The organism is Polynucleobacter sp. SHI8 (assembly GCF_027944005.1).
Lineage (GTDB): Bacteria > Pseudomonadota > Gammaproteobacteria > Burkholderiales > Burkholderiaceae > Polynucleobacter.
The window spans coordinates 393,911-411,758 of sequence record NZ_AP027204.1 but is presented as its reverse complement, the minus strand read 5'-3'; the positions used below and the strand labels follow the sequence as shown (position 1 = coordinate 411,758).

The 17,848-nt window shown below is 41.7% G+C and carries 17 protein-coding genes; 10 read left to right on the top strand and 7 right to left on the bottom strand.

Features of this window, described 5'->3' with window-relative positions:
• Window positions 1-76 precede the first annotated feature (76 nt).
• The 5 genes from QMN06_RS02155 to QMN06_RS02135 are packed head-to-tail and all read left to right on the top strand — an operon-like array spanning window position 77 to window position 4,993.
• Window positions 77-850 carry an enoyl-CoA hydratase gene (locus QMN06_RS02155; RefSeq protein ID WP_281970873.1) on the top strand — a complete coding sequence of 258 codons (774 nt, stop codon included), beginning with the start codon at window positions 77-79 and terminating at the stop codon, window positions 848-850.
• 30 nt (window positions 851-880) lie between these two features.
• Window positions 881-1,765: a MaoC family dehydratase N-terminal domain-containing protein gene (locus QMN06_RS02150; protein WP_281970872.1), complete on the top strand. Its 885-nt coding sequence runs from the start codon at window positions 881-883 to the stop codon at window positions 1,763-1,765.
• Window positions 1,766-1,786: 21 nt separating this feature from the next.
• A complete protein-coding gene (locus tag QMN06_RS02145) occupies window positions 1,787-2,953 on the top strand; it encodes an acyl-CoA dehydrogenase family protein (protein ID WP_281970871.1) in 1,167 nt (388 codons plus the stop codon).
• Window positions 2,954-2,956: 3 nt separating this feature from the next.
• Entirely contained in the window at window positions 2,957-4,138 is a 1,182-nt protein-coding gene (locus QMN06_RS02140) for a CaiB/BaiF CoA-transferase family protein (protein WP_281970870.1), read from the top strand.
• Window positions 4,139-4,141: 3 nt separating this feature from the next.
• Window positions 4,142-4,993 carry a CoA ester lyase gene (locus tag QMN06_RS02135; RefSeq protein WP_281970869.1) on the top strand — a complete coding sequence of 284 codons (852 nt, stop codon included), beginning with the start codon at window positions 4,142-4,144 and terminating at the stop codon, window positions 4,991-4,993.
• Here QMN06_RS02135 and QMN06_RS02130 read toward each other — a convergent pair.
• The 3 genes from QMN06_RS02130 to QMN06_RS02120 form a co-directional block, all read right to left on the bottom strand.
• Complete coding sequence (locus QMN06_RS02130; protein ID WP_281970868.1) at window positions 4,990-5,664, bottom strand: histidine phosphatase family protein; 675 nt, start codon at window positions 5,662-5,664, stop codon at window positions 4,990-4,992. The two genes, QMN06_RS02135 and QMN06_RS02130, sit on opposite strands and share 4 nt — an antisense overlap.
• 97 nt (window positions 5,665-5,761) lie before the next feature.
• Window positions 5,762-6,595: an alpha/beta hydrolase gene (locus tag QMN06_RS02125; protein ID WP_281970867.1), complete on the bottom strand. Its 834-nt coding sequence runs from the start codon at window positions 6,593-6,595 to the stop codon at window positions 5,762-5,764.
• Window positions 6,596-6,603: 8 nt separating this feature from the next.
• Window positions 6,604-7,581, bottom strand: coding sequence for an ABC transporter substrate-binding protein (locus QMN06_RS02120; RefSeq protein WP_281970866.1), 978 nt, complete (start codon window positions 7,579-7,581; stop codon window positions 6,604-6,606).
• Window positions 7,582-7,708: 127 nt separating this feature from the next.
• Here QMN06_RS02120 and QMN06_RS02115 point away from each other — a divergent pair, with 127 nt between their 5' ends.
• The 3 genes from QMN06_RS02115 (at window position 7,709) to QMN06_RS02105 (ending at window position 11,298) form a co-directional block, all read left to right on the top strand.
• On the top strand, window positions 7,709-9,343 hold the full coding sequence (locus QMN06_RS02115) for a gamma-glutamyltransferase family protein (RefSeq protein WP_281970865.1): 1,635 nt from the start codon (window positions 7,709-7,711) through the stop codon (window positions 9,341-9,343).
• An 8-nt stretch (window positions 9,344-9,351) separates the two neighbouring features.
• Entirely contained in the window at window positions 9,352-10,173 is an 822-nt protein-coding gene (locus QMN06_RS02110) for an alpha/beta hydrolase (protein WP_281970864.1), read from the top strand.
• A 120-nt stretch (window positions 10,174-10,293) separates the two neighbouring features.
• Window positions 10,294-11,298, top strand: a complete 1,005-nt coding sequence (locus QMN06_RS02105; RefSeq protein WP_281970863.1) for a tripartite tricarboxylate transporter substrate binding protein — start codon at window positions 10,294-10,296, stop codon at window positions 11,296-11,298.
• Between the two features lies 1 nt (window position 11,299).
• On the opposite strand, the gene QMN06_RS02100 is transcribed toward QMN06_RS02105, so the two are convergent.
• The 4 genes from QMN06_RS02100 to QMN06_RS02085 all read right to left on the bottom strand — a co-directional run bounded on the left by QMN06_RS02100 (window position 11,300) and on the right by QMN06_RS02085 (window position 15,915).
• The gene (locus tag QMN06_RS02100; protein ID WP_281970862.1) at window positions 11,300-12,946 is read right to left on the bottom strand and encodes a thiamine pyrophosphate-dependent enzyme; all 1,647 of its coding nucleotides are present in this window, start codon (window positions 12,944-12,946) and stop codon (window positions 11,300-11,302) included.
• 49 nt (window positions 12,947-12,995) lie between these two features.
• Window positions 12,996-13,979 (bottom strand): tripartite tricarboxylate transporter substrate binding protein, encoded by a 984-nt coding sequence (locus tag QMN06_RS02095; protein ID WP_281970861.1) that lies wholly within the window; start codon window positions 13,977-13,979, stop codon window positions 12,996-12,998.
• A gap of 76 nt (window positions 13,980-14,055) precedes the next feature.
• Window positions 14,056-15,030: a cupin domain-containing protein gene (locus QMN06_RS02090; RefSeq protein ID WP_281970860.1), complete on the bottom strand. Its 975-nt coding sequence runs from the start codon at window positions 15,028-15,030 to the stop codon at window positions 14,056-14,058.
• Window positions 15,031-15,048: 18 nt separating this feature from the next.
• On the bottom strand, window positions 15,049-15,915 hold the full coding sequence (locus QMN06_RS02085; RefSeq protein WP_281970859.1) for a fumarylacetoacetate hydrolase family protein: 867 nt from the start codon (window positions 15,913-15,915) through the stop codon (window positions 15,049-15,051).
• A gap of 134 nt (window positions 15,916-16,049) precedes the next feature.
• Between QMN06_RS02085 and QMN06_RS02080 the strand changes: the two genes are divergently transcribed.
• Both QMN06_RS02080 and QMN06_RS02075 read left to right on the top strand, forming a co-directional pair.
• Entirely contained in the window at window positions 16,050-17,042 is a 993-nt protein-coding gene (locus QMN06_RS02080) for a tripartite tricarboxylate transporter substrate binding protein (protein ID WP_281970858.1), read from the top strand.
• 7 nt (window positions 17,043-17,049) lie between these two features.
• Complete coding sequence (locus QMN06_RS02075; protein ID WP_281970857.1) at window positions 17,050-17,787, top strand: class II aldolase/adducin family protein; 738 nt, start codon at window positions 17,050-17,052, stop codon at window positions 17,785-17,787.
• Window positions 17,788-17,848 lie beyond the last annotated feature (61 nt).

Below are 17,848 nucleotides of genomic sequence, written 5' to 3'. Positions count from 1 at the left end.
ACAAAATCTACGCCTTTTTACCTTAAGCTTTAAAATAAATCATCAAGAAATAAAATTGACATAAAGGATAAAATACATGGGCGTTATCAATTACTCCAAAAATCAACACATCGCATATATCGAAGTCAGCGATCCTGAAAAATATAATGCTGTCAGTCTATCGATGTGGATTGATATAAAAAAAGCAATTGATGACATCAATGCAGACCACCAAATTCGTGTTTGTATCATGCGTGGCAATGGCGAAAAAGCTTTTGTTTCTGGTGCTAACATCTCTGAATTTGAAACTCAAAGAGGCTCCAAAGAAGCTTCCGATAATTACAATGTCGCTGTCGAAGAGGCTCAATTAGCTATTTCTGAGTGCCGGGTACCGGTGATTGCTGCAATTAGTGGTATTTGCTATGGTGGCGGTCTTGGCCTAGCCCTGTCTTGCGATATGCGCTATGCAAGTCCAAACTCGAAATTTAGAATGCCTGCTGCAAGATTAGGTCTTGGTTACGGCTATCGCAATATGCAGCAATTCTTGGCTAATTTAGGTCCGATCTTCACATCCGAGGCATTTTTCTCTGCCAATGTTTACACAGCTGCTCAAGCTGAAAAAATGGGGATCATTAATACGGTTCAAGATGATGTTTTTGCATACTGCCAACAACTCGCTGAACAAATCGCAACAAATGCTCCCTTAACCGTCCAAGCGGCAAAAAGAGCGATGCGCAATATTATTCGTAATGATCCATCACAAATTGATAGCATCACTGCGCAAATCAATGCTTGTTTTGTGAGTAAAGATTATGCGGAAGGTCGTAAGGCTTTTGCAGAAAAAAGACTTCCTGACTTTAAGGGTGAGTAACTCAATATCTACTTTTTTGATTGATTCATTATGTCTAACTTACCAACTACCCAAGAGATTTCCGCTGAGGAAATTGCTCATCTCAAAACATGGATTGGAAAAACTGAAACACTGCATGATGTAGTGACTTTATTTCCGGTTCAAGCATTAGCTACGACCTTTAACCAATCTTCGCAGTACAAAGAAGGTGATGTTTTGCCTGAGCTTTGGCATTGGTTGTATTTTTTACCAAATGCTCCAATGTCGGAGGTTGGTCCGGATGGTCACCCGAAAAGGGGAGGTTTCTTACCTCCAGTTCCTCTTCCACGCAGAATGTGGGCGGGTAGTCGTTTAACTTGGCATCACCCCCTCAAAGTTGGTGACAAAATAACGAGGCGCTCAACGATTGCCTCTGTGACTCACAAAGCAGGTCGCTCCTCTGGTGATTTGATTTTTGTAACAGTTCAACATGAAATCTCAAATGCTGAAGGTTTGGCCATATCTGAAGAGCACGACATTGTGTATCGCCCTGTGCCAAAAGATACTGATCAGTTAGCTGCGCCTGTCATCATTGATGAGACTCCTGACTGGACAAATGACATCGTTCCAAGCGAAGTACTTTTATTTCGATATTCAGCGCTCACATTTAATGGTCATCGCATCCATTACGATCGTAAGTATGTCAACGAAGTTGAAATTTATCCCGGTCTAATTGTTCATGGTCCAATGATTGCCACCATGCTGGTTGAATTACTTCATCAGCATCTGCCAAATCGCCGTTTAAAGCATTATGAATTTAAAGCCATTCGTCCACTCTTTGATATTCATCATTTTGCGGTCAATGGTAAAGTCCAAGAAGATGGAAAAATTTCTCTTTGGACAAAAAACCATGAGGGTTACGCCAGCATGAAAGCTACAGCTACCCTTGCTAACTAATTATCAATAACTATTCACCCTATGCACAATATACCTACCCCTGATCAATACCAAGAAATCCGTGAAGCTCTTCGTGATCTTTGCTCTAACTTCGACTCTCACTATTGGCAAAAAGTAGATGAAGCAAGGGGTTATCCTGAGACGTTTGTGAATGCTCTGACTGAAGCAGGTTGGTTAGCAGCCTTGATTCCTGCCGAATATGGTGGCTCTGGACTAGGTTTAGCAGAAGCCTCTGTCATTATGGAAGAAATTAACTTTGGTGGAGGCAACTCCGGCGCCTGTCATGGCCAGATGTACAACATGGGTACGCTTCTGAGACATGGATCAGATGAGCAAAAGAAATTTTATCTGCCGAAAATCGCGTCGGGAGAATTACGTTTGCAGTCCATGGCCGTTACAGAGCCAACTACCGGAACAGATACAACTAAGCTAAAAACAACCGCTGTCAAAAAAGGTGACAAATATGTTATCAATGGTCAGAAAGTTTGGATTTCTAGGATTCAACATTCCGACTTAATGATTCTGTTAGCTAGAACAACACCCTTAGCCGAAGTGAAAAAGAAATCTGAAGGGATGTCTATTTTCATCGTCAATTTAAAAGATGCGATTGGTCATGGTATGACGGTTTCACCGATATTAAATATGGTCAATCATGAGACCAATGAAGTGTTTTTTGATAACCTAGAAATCCCCGCAGAAAATTTGATCGGTGAAGAAGGCCAAGGCTTCAAATATATTCTTGATGGTCTGAATGCTGAACGCGTTTTAATCGGCGCAGAGTGCTTAGGTGATGCTTATTGGTTTATCAATAAAGCGCGCCATTATGCGAATGAGCGTATTGTCTTTGATCGTCCGATTGGTAAAAATCAAGGGGTTCAGTTCCCGATTGCCGAGGCTTATATAGAAACTGAAGCAGCAAATCTGATGCGTTTTCGGGCTTGTGAGTTGTTTGATCAACATTTACCGTGTGGCGCAGAAGCAAACATGACCAAGTATTTAGCTGCTAAGGCATCCTGGGAAGCTGCCAATATGTGTATCCAAACCCATGGTGGATTTGGTTTTGCTTGCGAGTATGATGTAGAACGTAAATTCAGAGAAACGCGTCTGTATCAAGTGGCGCCTATTTCAACGAACTTAATTCTTTCTTATGTTGCAGAACATCTACTTGATCTTCCAAGATCGTTTTAATCGATGATTCGTCCACTTGATGGCATTACCGTCATTTCCCTAGAGCATGCGATCGCAGCTCCTTTTTGTACCCGCCAACTCGCTGATTTAGGTGCGCGGGTCATCAAGATAGAACGTCCTGGAACGGGCGATTTTGCAAGAGACTACGATCAACGTGTCAATGGAATGTCGTCCCACTTTACCTGGACCAATCGCTCCAAAGAAAGTCTTTGTCTTGACCTAAAAAATGAAAAAGCTTTTGCTGTACTTTTGCAACTCTTAAAAACAGCAGATGTTTTAGTCCAAAACTTAGCTCCTGGAGCTACAGAGCGCATGGGCTTGTCATCTGAAAAATTAAAAGCGATGAACCCGCGCTTGATTGTCTGTGATATTTCTGGTTATGGAAATGATGGTCCTTATAGAGATAAAAAAGCTTATGATCTTCTCATCCAAAGTGAAGCTGGTTTTTTATCTGTCACAGGGACCAAAGATAGTCCATCTAAAGCAGGTAACTCAATCGCCGATATTTCAGCGGGCATGTATGCTTATACCAATATCTTATCTGCTTTGATTTTGCGTGATAAGACTGGAGTTGGTTCTCATATTGATGTTTCTATGCTCGAAGCATTGGGTGAATGGATGGGCTTTCCGATGTACTACGCGTTTGAAGGGGCATCTCCTCCACAGCGATCTGGGGCATCTCATGCAACGATTTATCCTTATGGTCCATTCCCGGTGGGTGATGGTAATACCATTATGCTGGGCTTGCAAAATGAACGGGAGTGGCTCGTCTTTTGTGAAAAAGTACTCCAAATGCCTGCTCTTGCGTTTGAAGTAAGATTTTCTCTAAATTTCAAACGCCATGAAAATCGTACTGAATTAGAAAAAATTATTGTGGATTGTTTTTCTAAATTCAATATCGATCAAATTACTCAATTGCTTGAGCGTGCTCAAATCGCAAATGCCAGGATGAATGACATGCAAGGTCTTTGGCATCATCCACAACTAGCTTCCAGAAATCGTTGGGCTCAAGTTGATTCGCCGGTCGGCGAAGTTCCAGCCTTAATTCCTCCGGGGGTCAACAATCAATACTCCTACCGTATGGATGCAGTTCCAGCTGTAGGTGAACATTCTGAAAAAATCTTGACTGAACTTGGCCTAGACTCCACGAGTATTCAAGAATTAAAAGACGCAAAGGCAATTTAATCGATGGATAAATTAACTTCTCATTTGGCATTAGCACAAACTTTTTTATTTTCTCCTGGACATCGTCCAGAATTTTTTAATAAAGCTTTAGCTAGCGCTTCAAAAGCGATCATCATTGATTTAGAAGATGCAGTTCCACCTGCGCAAAAAAAGCAAGCGCGTGAACATATTCAAACATTTTGGCAGTCCTGCTCCATGGAGAATCGCCAACGAGTTTTAATTCGTATTAACCCAATCGATACCGATTTTACAAATGATGATATTGCTTTTTTAAATGTTCTAGAAGGTCCCATTAATGTTGTTGTACCTAAAGTTGAATCTCTTCAGCAATTAATGCTATTGACTCAACAAGTCCCTTCTCTCAATTCCGTCATCGCTATCATCGAATCAGCTCGTGGCATCGATTCTGTTAAAGAAATCGCTACCCATCCACTCGTCTTAAGACTTGCACTCGGAAATATCGATACTCAGGCGGATCTTGGTCTTCGTTGTGATGAAAATGAAACAGAACTTTTGCCAGTTAAGTTTGCCATCAACTTAGCTTCTCGTCTTGCAGGGATTGCGCCGCCTATTGATGGAGTAAGCACTGACATCCATGACTCTGAACTTCTTGCCAAAGATACGCATCGCGCGAAACGGTTAGGGTTTGGGGCTAAGTTGTGTATTCACCCGAAACAGGTGGATGTCGTCATGTCCTGTTTTACCCCTACGGAAAAAGAAATTGACTATGCCAAACGTGTGGTCGAGGCAGACTCTAACTCCCAAGGTGCTGCAGTCCAACTCGATGGAAAAATGATTGATCGTCCAGTCGTTCTTTTAGCTAAAAGAACATTGCAACTGGCAAATCTGATTTAAATATCTTCTGGGGTTCGATGAATATATTCCCCGTTACCTGATTGGTTATAGTGAATATGATAAATATCACAATTACCGGGATTGGGGAATTGATCAAACCATTCATAGGGTAAATGCAGCCAGCGCATGATAAATGCCCTTAGTGTATTGCCGTGACAAACAATAATGAGATTATTAAACTTGTAACGCTCCGAGTCCCGGTGAAAGGTCCCAAATGCTTCATGCACTCGAAGCGCGAGGTCAAAGCGACTTTCACCTAGTGGCATTCTTGCCCAAAACTTACCTCCATGTTTTTCTGCAAACGCATAATGTGCTTCTTCATGTGGAAATTTTTCTTTAATCTCCTCATCGGTTAAACCGTCAAACAATCCAAATTGCTGTTCGCATAAATTGATATGCTCCCTAGTTTGTAACTGCGGAAATTTACCAATGAGCTCTTGTCTAATTTGTTCGGTGGTTTGACGTGTTCGCTGATAGGGACTAGTCCAAATCCTGAGGGGTTCGTTTTCAGGTAAAACAATCCAATTGCGCAGTGCAATACCTGCTGCGGTTGCTTGTCGCAAACCTTTTTCTGATAGTGGAATATTATGATCTGGCGTTGTTTTATATGCCAACTGATCAATGTTGCCAAGACTTTCGCCATGTCGGACTAAATAAATATTTTCTATCATGAAAATTCACCTACTATAACTATGAAAATAGTTACATTAACAAAACTTCATGACACGTTATTACTAGAGCGATTTTTTTAAACTCTGACTTCTTGACCTAAATTTGAAGCATCTTCAAAGTTGCTTGATGAAGTCCTGATTCTGTCTGAGCGAATGCATCCATCAAATCAAAATGATTACATCCAGGCATGCTGATCTCGCCTTGAAAGTTCTCAGGCCATGATGTTGCAATCAACTCATTCTGACGATGAAACTCTGCTGATTCATCTGCCCCAACACATGTCCAAAAAGGAATATTGTTGAATGGCCTATAGTAAATGGGGCTGAGTTGCTGCGCTCTTGAAATATCTAATTGCAAAACCGTGTTTAAAAAACTTGCCTGAACTAAAGGCTCCAGATCAAATAAACCACTGAGAGTGATAGCTCCTTTAATCATAGAGTCCTGCTGATTTGCCCAAGACTTTGTCATCATCATTGCAGTGAGATGTCCTCCAGCAGAGTGTCCTGTTAGAAATAGTTGCTCTGCATTGCCGCCATATTGTTGTGCATTGTCATAGACCCACTGCACTCCTCTTTGCACTTGAGAAACAATCGTCTCTAATGTCACCCGAGGTGCTAATCCATAATTGAGTAGAAAGACCGTCGCACCTGCCCTCGCAAATGCTTTAGCAATGAATGAGAATTCCGACTTGTCAGAACCACGCCAATACCCACCATGTATAAAAATCAAACACGGTGCATATGGTTGAGATGCAATAAATACATCAAGCTTCTCATCTTGATCTGGGCCATAAGCCAGATCTAAATGACACTCCCAAGTCGCACGCGCATATTCTGATTTTCGTTGCCAACCTTGCATGATTTCAAGATGGTTTTTTACACTCATGCGAGGGTTGTATTGCTGATTACAAAACGCTTCCGTATACATCATTTTTTAAATTACAAAGACTTTAATGCGCGCTCATAGTATTTCAAGTCTACAAGTTTCTTTTCATCTAAAGGACGCCCCTTACCAAAATCAGTCCTGATAGAAAGTAAGTTATCAAATCCCTTTTGTGAAAATTGTGCATCCTTATCTAAGCCAAATCCTGGAGTAACTAACAACTGATAGGACTGCTCAATAATCACTGGGTCAAGCTTCAAATTTTTCGTGAGGATTTCGATGGCTTCATTTTTATTCGCCGGATTTAATGACCAACGTACCGCCAAGATCCAAGCGGCAATATATCGTTCAATCACTTCAGCGTTCTGATTAATCCATGGGCGCATAGCAAACATCCCTTGCCCTTGATACGCCCCCACTAAATCAACTAGTCTTCCCATGCTTTTTAAACCTGCTTGTTTGGCTTGAATTGAAAATGGTGGATTTAAAGGTGCTGCGGCATTTTCTTTATTATTTTTCATTGCCTCGAGTCTAAGGGCTGTGCGACCTACGGGATTTAATTTGTATTCTGTGTCAGGAATACCTGCTAGTGCTAAAGCTTTTTTAACCTGTAATGCATAGGCTGTGTTGGGTGCATCAACTACTAATACTTTGCCACGAATATCTTGTAAGGTTTTTAATTCAGGTTGATAAAAAAGTTCGTTTAAGCTTGAGTCACCACCCATCAAAATAACTGACTCTTGTTCTTTATAGTCCACAATCGCAACAGAATTATCCACTGCAGAATGTGCAATATCAAATTTACCATTCGCTAAACCATCTCTTAATTCGGTGGAGTTCATCGTATAGGTAAGTTGTACATCTACTCCTTTTGCTTTAAAGAATCCCTTTTCAAGAGCTACCCACATCGATAAATTTTGCGCCCCAGGAAAAACAATGACCTTGACTGTATTGGTGTTAGCTAATGATGTTTGGTGAAATGTCGATATCAACACACCCCCAGCAATGGTGTTGATGAATTGTCGTCTTTGCATGAATGTCTCCTTTAATATAATGAAAGTATAGCGACTCTTGAACTATTGGTTCTATCTTTGGCCGTGAGCTAAAATTAATCAAGATTAAAACATCGTTGCCGATTAATAGCTCTTTTGAAGGATTTTCATGAACTTCCATTGGAATAATCCATACCCTACCACGCGTATTCCAGTATTTGCGAGAAATATTGCGTCTACTTCACATCCTCTTGCCTCTCAAGCCGGCCTTAGAATCCTCCAGCAAGGCGGTAATGCAGTAGATGCAGCAATCGCTACTGCGGCAGTTCTGATGGTTGTCGAGCCAGTGTCCAACGGCTTAGGGAGTGATATGTTTGCCATTATTTGGGATGGAGAAAAACTCCATGGCCTCAATGCTTCTGGTACTGCACCAAGTGCTTGGAGTCCGGAGTACTACGAAAATAAATACGGTATCGACACAAATGGCTTAGCAAAACGGCCTATGCGTGGCTGGGATACGGTCACCGTTCAAGGTGCAATCGCGGGTTGGGGAGCTCTACATGAAAAATTAGGGAAATTGAGTTTTTCTGACATCTTAGCTCCTGCTATCGATATTGCAAACCGCGGTCATGCGATTGCGCCAATTGTTGCCCATAAATGGGCTGCGGGTATTCCTGATCTTGAGAATCAACCTGGCTTTAAAGAAATGTTTATGCCTAAAGGTCGTGCACCTCATATTGGTGAACGTTTTACTGCCTCTAATATGGCTAAGGCTTTTGAACGAATTTGTCAGTTTGGTGTGCAGGATTATTACGAAGGAGAAATTGCACACGCGATTGTGAATCACTCCAAAACTCATGGTGGATCCATGTCTTTGAATGATCTTAAAAACTATCGTCCTGATTGGGTTAATCTAATTTCCACAAATTATCGGGGCTATGATATTCATGAAATACCGCCCAATGGACAAGGTATTGGCGCCCTGATTGCTTTAGGTATTTTAGAAAATCTCCATCTTGAAGACTATCCCGTTGATAGTGTTCTGAGCCAACATCTACAAATTGAAGCCATGAAACTTGCCTTTGCTGATGTGTATCAATATGTTGCTGACCCAAAAAGTATGAGCGTCAAACCCAGTGAGATGTTAGATCCGGGTTATTTAAAAGAACGTGCCAAATTAATTAAGCTTGATCAAGCGACTCATTTTAATTTTGGTTTACCACCATCTGGTGGAACTGTGTATCTCACCACTGCAGATAGTTCAGGCATGATGGTTTCGTTTATCCAAAGTAATTACATGGGCTTTGGCTCTGGTGTTGTCGTCCCAGAGTTTGGTATTAGCATGCAAAATCGTGGGGTTGGCTTCTCCCTTGATCGTCAATCAGACAATATCGTAGCGGGCGGTAAGCGTCCTTTCCACACGATCATCCCTGCATTCATGACCAAACAAGTGAATGGCAAAACCTTTCCACAAATGAGTTTTGGTGTCATGGGTGGTGATATGCAACCACAAGGTCATTTACAAACGGTGGTGCGTATGTTGAGTTACCAACAACAACCGCAAAGTGCGTGTGACGCACCTCGTTGGAAGGTTAATCGTGACTTTACCCTTGACGTTGAGTCTAACTTGAATCTAGACACTGTTGCGGGTCTCAAAGCCTTGGGTCATGAACTCAAAAGTATTGAAGATCCTTATATGGATTTTGGATCCGGTCAATTTATTTGGCGTCAGTCTGACGACTTAAACGATGGCTATGTTGCAGCGAGTGACTCACGCCGTGATGGTCTTGCTGCAGGATTTTAGGAGATGATATGCGTACTGAATTAATCACTATTGAAACTGACACGATTCCTATCGAAGGTTTGTACTATGAACCTCAAGGAAAGATCAAAGGCGCTGCTTTATATTTTCATGGCAACACCATGAATTTCTATACGGGCGGGGCAAAATTTCTTGCACCACACTTGACTGAAGCAGGTTTCGCATTCTTCGCTTTTAATCGCCGTGGGCACGATATATTGTCAACTCGCGCCAGTCGTGATCCAGTTGGTGGAGCTTTTCAAACGATTGCAGAATCCTTTGCGGATAACGACTATGCCCGACAATTTTTGTCCCAAAAAGGATTTGATCAACCAATTTTGATTGGTCATAGTAATGGCGGCATGCTCGCTGTAGCTCATGCAGAAAAGTATCGCAAGACGCCGGCAATGGTTTTAATGTCTGCTCCACGGGGTGGTGTTGGTCAGGACCTCAAAGCGGGATCTGAAAAACTCTTTGCCATGGATCAGGCTGAGCAAATTACTGCAAAAGCAAAAGAACTCGTTGCTCAAGGCAAGGGGCGTGAGTTAATGAATCTTCCAGGCTGGTGGTACCTTATTAGTGCTGAAAGTTATCTGGATCGCCTTGTTTCCATTCCGAACACGATTGACCTTGCACCACAAATTACTTGTCCAGTTTTAGCAATTCGAGGCGATCAAGAAGATCAACATCGTTATCCTGCAGAGGAATATCAAGCTGCGAGCCCAGGAAATTGTGACGTCAACATTATTGAAAATTGTGACCATTTTTATAATGGTCGAGAAGATGCGGTCGCAACCTTGATCAGTCAATGGCTCAAGAGGAAGCTTGCTTAAAAATAGATATAAAGAAAAACGTACGGGATTACCCGAAATCCCCTACGCTTTTACCAAGTTTGTTTTGAATCTACTGAAAATATCACGTAAACTAATTTTCATTCAATGAATGGAGACAAAATGAAAATTTCAAAAATATCCTTGCTTTTGATTTCTTGCTTATGGAGCATGGGTTTTACAAACTTCTCCTTGGCGCAAAATTTTCCTAACCATCCTATCAAATATATTGTGCCATTTCCAGCAGGTGGAGCTACTGACAATATCGCACGACCTGTTGCCGCAGAAATTACAAAAAGTGCTGGGTGGAATGTCATTATCGAAAACAAGCCCGGAGCAGGAGCCAATATCGGAGCAGATTATGTTGCTAAATCCAATCCTGATGGATATACCTGGCTAATGGCTTCTGTTGGAACCCATGGCATCAATCAACCTCTCTATACACAAGGTACGAATAAATTACCTTTTGATCCAGTCAAGGACTTCCTACCGGTTACTCTAGTCGCTGAGTTACCTAACGTTCTTGTTCTTAATGTTGCCTTTGCAGAAAAAAATAAAATTAATACGGTTAAAGATTTAATTACCTACGCTCGAGCCAACCCCGGAAAAATCAATATGGCTTCTAGCGGCAGTGGCACATCCATCCATATGGCTGGGGAATTATTTAAGTCAATGACAAAAACCTATATGGTCCATCTTCCTTATAAAGGTAGCCCACCAGCACTAACTGATTTAATTGCAGGCAACACAGATATCATGTTCGACAATTTACCTTCTAGTATTAATTTTATTCGTGCCGGTAAATTAAAAGCAATCGCAGTAACGAGTGCCAAGCGCTCTCCTCTTTTTCCAGACCTACCAACCATTGCAGAAGCCGCTGATCTTCCCGGCTATGAAGCCACTTCATGGTTCGGTATTGTCATTCCAGCAAAAACACCGCCTGATATCGCTGCAAAAATTAGTGATGTGATCATCAATGCTGTCAGAAGTCCTGCTGTCAAAGAACAACTCTCAGCTATCGGTGCTGAACCTATTGGAAATACCAATGAACAATTTGGCGAATACATTAAAAAAGAAATCGCTAAATGGACCAAAGTGGTGAAAGACTCTGGGGCTAAAGTCGATTAGACTACGACAGTTCTGAAAGTTTCTTGGTGGGTGTGATTGCCTCTGGTTCGGTAACCAACTCAATGACAGCACCAAGGTCATTCTTGATAGCTTCTTGTAAAGCCTCAAAAAATGTACCTGTTGTCTGAACACGATAACCTGGCATACCAAAACTATTGGCAAGCATCACAAAATCTGGATTGGTGAGATAGGTTCCCGATACGCGTGATTTAAACTCACGCTCTTGATGCATTCTGATCGTGCCATACATGCCGTTGTTCAATATCAATATGATGGGCTTAATGTGATATTTCATGGCAGTTGCCAACTCTTGGCAATTCATCATGAAATCACCGTCACCCGTCACACCAATCACGACTCGTTCCGGATGAATTAATTTTGCGGCGATTGCAGCAGGTAAACCGTAACCCATTGAACCATTGGCAGGTGCCAATTGAGTCCGAAATCCGCCATACGGATAAAACCGATGTAACCATGTCGAAAAATTACCCGCTCCATTGGTCAAAATGGCATTTCTAGGAATGTATTTTGGTAGTTCCGCAAAGATGTTTGCAAGTTGAATATCCCCGATAATCGGAACGGGTTGCATAAAGTTAACTTGATCTTGCCTGGCTTGTTGATGATATAACTTATCAACTTTCAAGTGCTGAGTATTGTGTGTGAGAGCTTCTACAAATAACTTGGGGGAGCAGTTAAGGGCATAGCTAGGGCGGTATACTTTACCAAGTTCTTCAGCGCCTGGATGAACATGAATCAAGGTTTGCTTTGGGTGTGGCACATCAAATAGGGTATAGCCCATCGTGGTGATCTCACCTAATCGATCGCCAATGACCATCACCACATCAGCTTGCTTACAACGATCAATTAATTTTTGATTGGCACCTAAGCCTAAAAATCCTGCATAAGCTAGGCTTTGATTATCAATTAAATCTTGATACCGAAATGATGTCGCCACTGGTACATGATTTTTCTCTGCCCATTGTTGTAGTTGTTGACACGTATTTGCACCCCATGAACTACCACCAATAATGATCATTGGCTGTGTCGCTTCATCAAAGGCACTCATGGCTTGTGCAAACACTAAAGGATTTAAACCCGGTTGCACAATATGTGCTGGCAAAGTAGGCTTATCCTCTCCTTGGGCAAATAAAATGTCTTCCGGAAGAGCAAGGACAACGGGGCCTTTACGTCCTGCCTGTGCCATATGAAATGCTCTAGAAATATATTCATCAATACGGTCTACGCGATCAATACTTCCCACCCATTTGGCACATTCAGAAAACATTTTTCTTAAATCGACTTCCTGGAACGCCTCCCGCTCTGCCATATCTGTACCTACTTGACCAACAAGTACTACCATCGGTGTGCTATCTTGATAGGCGGTATGCAATCCCACCATGGCATTTGATGCTCCTGGTCCACGCGTTACCATCAAAACACCCACTTTACCTGTTAGCTTGGCATACGCCTCAGCCATATAAGCAGCGCCACCTTCTTGACGACAGGTAATAAATTGTAGGGTTTTTTCATGTTCTAGCAAACCATCTAATAAGGCTAAATAACTTTCGCCAGGAACGCCAAATGCATACTCTACCTGTTGACGAGCTAAGGAATTGGCTAAAATTTTTCCGCCGTGGATGGTTGTCATTGTTTTTATTCTTAAGTTGTTATTTACAACATTGTAATTGCTGACAATTTTATTCTGCTTTGATATTTTTTTCTCGTATCACTTTTAACCAAATCTCTTTTTCATCACGCATCATTTGACCAAACTGGGCTGAGGTATTAGCAACAATATCGTTACCGCCTTTCAGAGCAAATGCAGAAACTTCAGGCATTGCCATAATTTTGACGAGTTCATTGGTTAATTTGTTTTGGATGTCATTTGGTAAGTTCGGCGGTGCAAGCATTCCTAACCAAATATAGGCGGCAAGTCCTGGCAAGCCCATTTCACCCATGGTAGGAACATCAGGAACGACACTGGATCTTTTATCAGCAAAGAGTGCTAAACCGCGCATTTTTCCAGCATTCACCATTCCCTGAGAATTACCAACGCTATCGCAAAACATTTGTGTTTCACCACCAATCAGCGCAGCTTGGGCAGGGGCAGCCCCTTTATAAGGCACATGCACGACATTAGTCCCTGCAGCAATATTAAATAGCTCACAAGCTAAGTGTCCACCACTCCCAATACCCACACTGGAATAATTAAGTTGATTCGATTTATTTTTTGCATATTGAATAAATTCCGGAATCGTTTTTGCGGGTAATGCGGGATTTACTAACAAATACATGGGGTATTTAATAACCATCGATAAGGGTGTAAAGTCTTTCACCGAATCATAGGGAACTGGGCTTTTTAATAATGGTCCAATTAAGTGCGCACTATTGGAAGTAAACAATAATGTATAACCATCCGCTGGTGCATTCATGACGGCTAAGGTACCGGGCGCTCCTGTACCACCTGCACGATTTTCGACAATGACTGGTTGTTTAAAATCTTCCTGCATTTTGCTAGCAATCAATCTAGCGTAGTTGTCTGTAGGGCCTCCCGGTGGAAATGGCACAATAACTTTAATCGGACGATTTGGATACGTATTATCTGCCGCTTGCACAGGCAAAGCACTAACAGCAAATGATAAGCTGAGTAAACCACAAATGAGTCTTAACCCTTGGTGCATCTTGTCCCCCTAATTTTTTATATTTCTATTAGGGTAATCTAAAAACGGGGATGTTTCAATGAGTAGTTAAATCCTTTTAGCCAAGAAATTCTTCTCGCCAAAATCCAAGAGCTTGTTGTGCTGCGCGATCAGTAAAACTAAATACATAGGTGTTTTCTGAAGACTCGATGCGATAGGTTTCCCAAGAGGGCACTACAAACACATCGTGTGTTCTCAATTGGTGTCGTTGCCCGCCAAGCTCTAATACGCATTCTCCTTGAAAAACATTCAAGACGGTGCTTTCTGTCGTTCTGTAAGCTTTACCAACAAATCCCGCAGGAATCAGTTGCATAAAAGCAGACACGGTTGGTAACGGATCTTTTTGTGTAACAGGATCGGTATACCTTAATTTATATGCATGGGTTGGGTCGGGTGTCGCACCCACCAAATCTTGTAAATTCTTCGCCATCTCTTTGAATGGGAATAAAAAGCTTTTGGAGGCTTCATCTGGCTCAAGACTGATATGTGAAACTGGGTAGGTATCTTGTGGATAATTTTCTCGAAAATGCGCACCAAATAAACTTGTAAATGGGGTATCCAAACCATCCATCCAAACGACAGCTTCATTGCCTAAATTACCATGATCATGCCATGTCCAATTGGGTGTAACAATAAAATCTCCAGGACGCATCATCATCTTTACACCATCAATACTGGTATAGGCGCCCTCTCCCTCGACGATAAATCGAAAGGCATTCGGCGTATGACGGTGCGAAGGTGCAATCTCCCCAGGCAGAATAATTTGTTGTCCAGCAAATAAAGATTGTGCGATAAAAGAACTACTTCGAAGTGCTGGATTTTCCATCACCAATACTCGACGATCAGCATCTTTTTTTTCTATCAGATGCGTAGCTTCTTCTAACAGAGGTTTAACGATTTGATAGGGCCAATGGGCCGGCACACAATCAGATCCTGGAACTAGTTTGACTTTTCTTTCCCAAAGGGGCAAGAGATTCACTAGATGAACCTGTTCCTTAAACACTTGAAGCTTGGCTAACTGATCTGGATTCATGGGCAAGTGATCCAATACTTAAACAACAGGTGGTGCAAAGATGGAGGCTTTACCACCCTGACTTTGTGAGACTGAAACGTTCATTGATCCAATCCGCTCGAATTCTATTTTGACTTGATCGCCACCTTTAATTGGCCCTACTCCAGCAGGTGTTCCAGCGGCAATAATATCTCCAGGCTCTAGCGTCATAATATGCGAGGCAATCTCAATCATGCCAGGGATATCAACAATCAAATCTCTGGTGTTTGCGTCCTGACGCAATTCGTCATTCACCCACAAACGACCTCGCAACTGTGTTGGATCACCTAATTCATCGGCAGTCATAATCCATGGTCCAACAGGACAAAATGTGTCGTAGGCTTTTCTTGCGACGCGCTCCTCTTTCCCACGCACCACAATATCCATAAGACATGAGTAGCCAAAGACATACTCTTGCCAATTTTCTCTTGGAATATCTCTGCCACGTTTGCCAATAATAATGGCGAGCTCACACTCATGGTCGATTCTGCGATCTGGTAAATCCGGCAATACGATCGCATCACCCGCACCACTCAGTGATGATGGCGGTTTTAAAAAGAAGCCTAAATTATTAGCTTTGACCTCACGCCCCATCTCTGCCGCATGGTCATGGTAGTTAATAGGATAAGCAATCACTTTTGAACTAGCAGGTATTGGTGTTAGTAATTTGACATGACTTAACGGAATCCGTGGACGATCCAAAGCTTTTTCTAATAACGGGGCATAACTAGAAAAATTAGCAATCAAGCGATTCATCGCAACAAGTGGCCATGCTGCTAAATCATGGGATACCAAATCATTGACATCAATGACATCATCACCAACCACGATACCAATCTGACCTTCGTTAAATCGCACTAGCCTCATTTTTTTACCTTATTTTTTTACTTGCTTTTGATGAATATGATTTTTGAATTACTGTAATTTATTTTTCAATTTATACTTGATTATATAAATAAAGAACTAATTTAGTTGAAATCAAACTCCAAGAGACAATATTCATGACGCACTTCAAGCAAAGTAGTTGCAAACCGTTCTACCATTATTTCCTTTTATTGATTAGTTTAGTTTTATTTTCTGGACTCTCTTTTGCGCAAAATAACTATCCAAATAAGCCGGTTACTTTGATTGTTCCCTACACAACGGGAAGTACTGCTGATTTATTAGCGCGGAATATGGGCAATAAACTCTCTGTCAAATGGGGAGTACCCGTCATTGTCGATAATCGACCTGGAGCAGCGGGTGTAATTGGTACAGACTTTGCGTCTAAAGCTGCTGGTGATGGATATACATTTTTATTTACCGCAACTTCACATGCATCTGTACCAGCAATCAAAACAAAAATTCCTTATGATCCGCTGAATGCTTTTACTCCGATTATTCTTTTATGTAATAGCGCAATGGGGCTAGTCATCAATTCCAATTTACCTTTTCAAAAATATTCTGAATTTGAGGCTTATGTTAAATCTCATCCAAACGCCTATAGCTATGCTTCTCCTGGTACTGGCACAACGCAACATTTGGCGATGGAGCTGCTAAAGCAAAGAACGGGTATGGAAATCCTTCATGTTCCATATAAAGGTATCTCCGGTGCCATTACTGACATCCTTGGTGGTCATGTGCAAGCAGGTATCGTTTCTTTACAGGCTGCAAGTACGTATTTACAAAGCGGTCAATTACGTATGCTTGCGGTTTTGAGTGAGGATCGTTCGAAATCATTTCCTACAATACCAACACTCAAGCAACAAGGCATTAATGAAGTAGTAGATACTTGGTATGGTGTTCTTGCTCCAGCAAAACTATCTCCAGCAATCGTTTCCAAAATAAATGCAGATATGAACCTCGTATTACAAACAACAGAAATTCAGGAGTTGATGGATAAACAAGGTCTCGTTGCTGTCGGTGGGGATTCCAACAAAATGAAAACTCTTTTACAAAATGAAATCCCGAAGTGGAAAACTGTAGTTAAAAAAGGCAATATTCAAGCTGAATAAAGGATAGATGATGAGCATTATTGAAGATTTAGTTATAGCTTCACGTGTATGTGTAGAGCATGGTGTGATTGATGCCTATGGTCATGTGAGCGCCAGAAACCCAGATAACCCAAATACCTACTTTATTTCTAGAGATCTCGCCCCTGAATTCATCACAGAAAATGATATTTTAGAAATGGATATGGATAGTGTTCCCGTGAATCCCAATAGTCCGAAGAGCTATAACGAGCGTTTTATCCATAGCGAGATCTATAAAGCTAGGCCTGATGTGATGTCGATTGTGCATAACCACTCACACTCTGTTGTTCCGTTTAGTTGTACAACGTGTGAGTTACGCCCCATCTTTCATATGTCAGCTTTTATCGGTCTTGGTGTTCCAAACTGGGATATCCGTGAAGCGCAAATGGGTACAGATATGCTAGTCAGGAATAGCTTTTTGGGGAAGTCTTTAGCCGATAAGTTGGGCCCACATCCTGCAGCACTCATGCGCGGTCATGGCTCGGTTGTTGTTGGTCACAAAATTCAAGTGGCGGTTGGCAGAACGATTTATTTAGATCAAAATGCCAAAATGCAATATCAAGCTATGATGATGTCTGGTAATCCAATGGAAGTTGTTTATATGGATGACTCTGAGGTTGCTGCTAACGTTTCTTGGCAAGAGTACTACCGCTCTTGGGATTTATGGAAGCGTAAATGGCAAAAGAGATTAGCTGAAGAGAGACTTTCCGCCAAATCAGGAGCATGATGTATTCATCTGAAACTGTTAGTATCTTTAAATCAAACTTGATTAATTAACTCTACTTGGA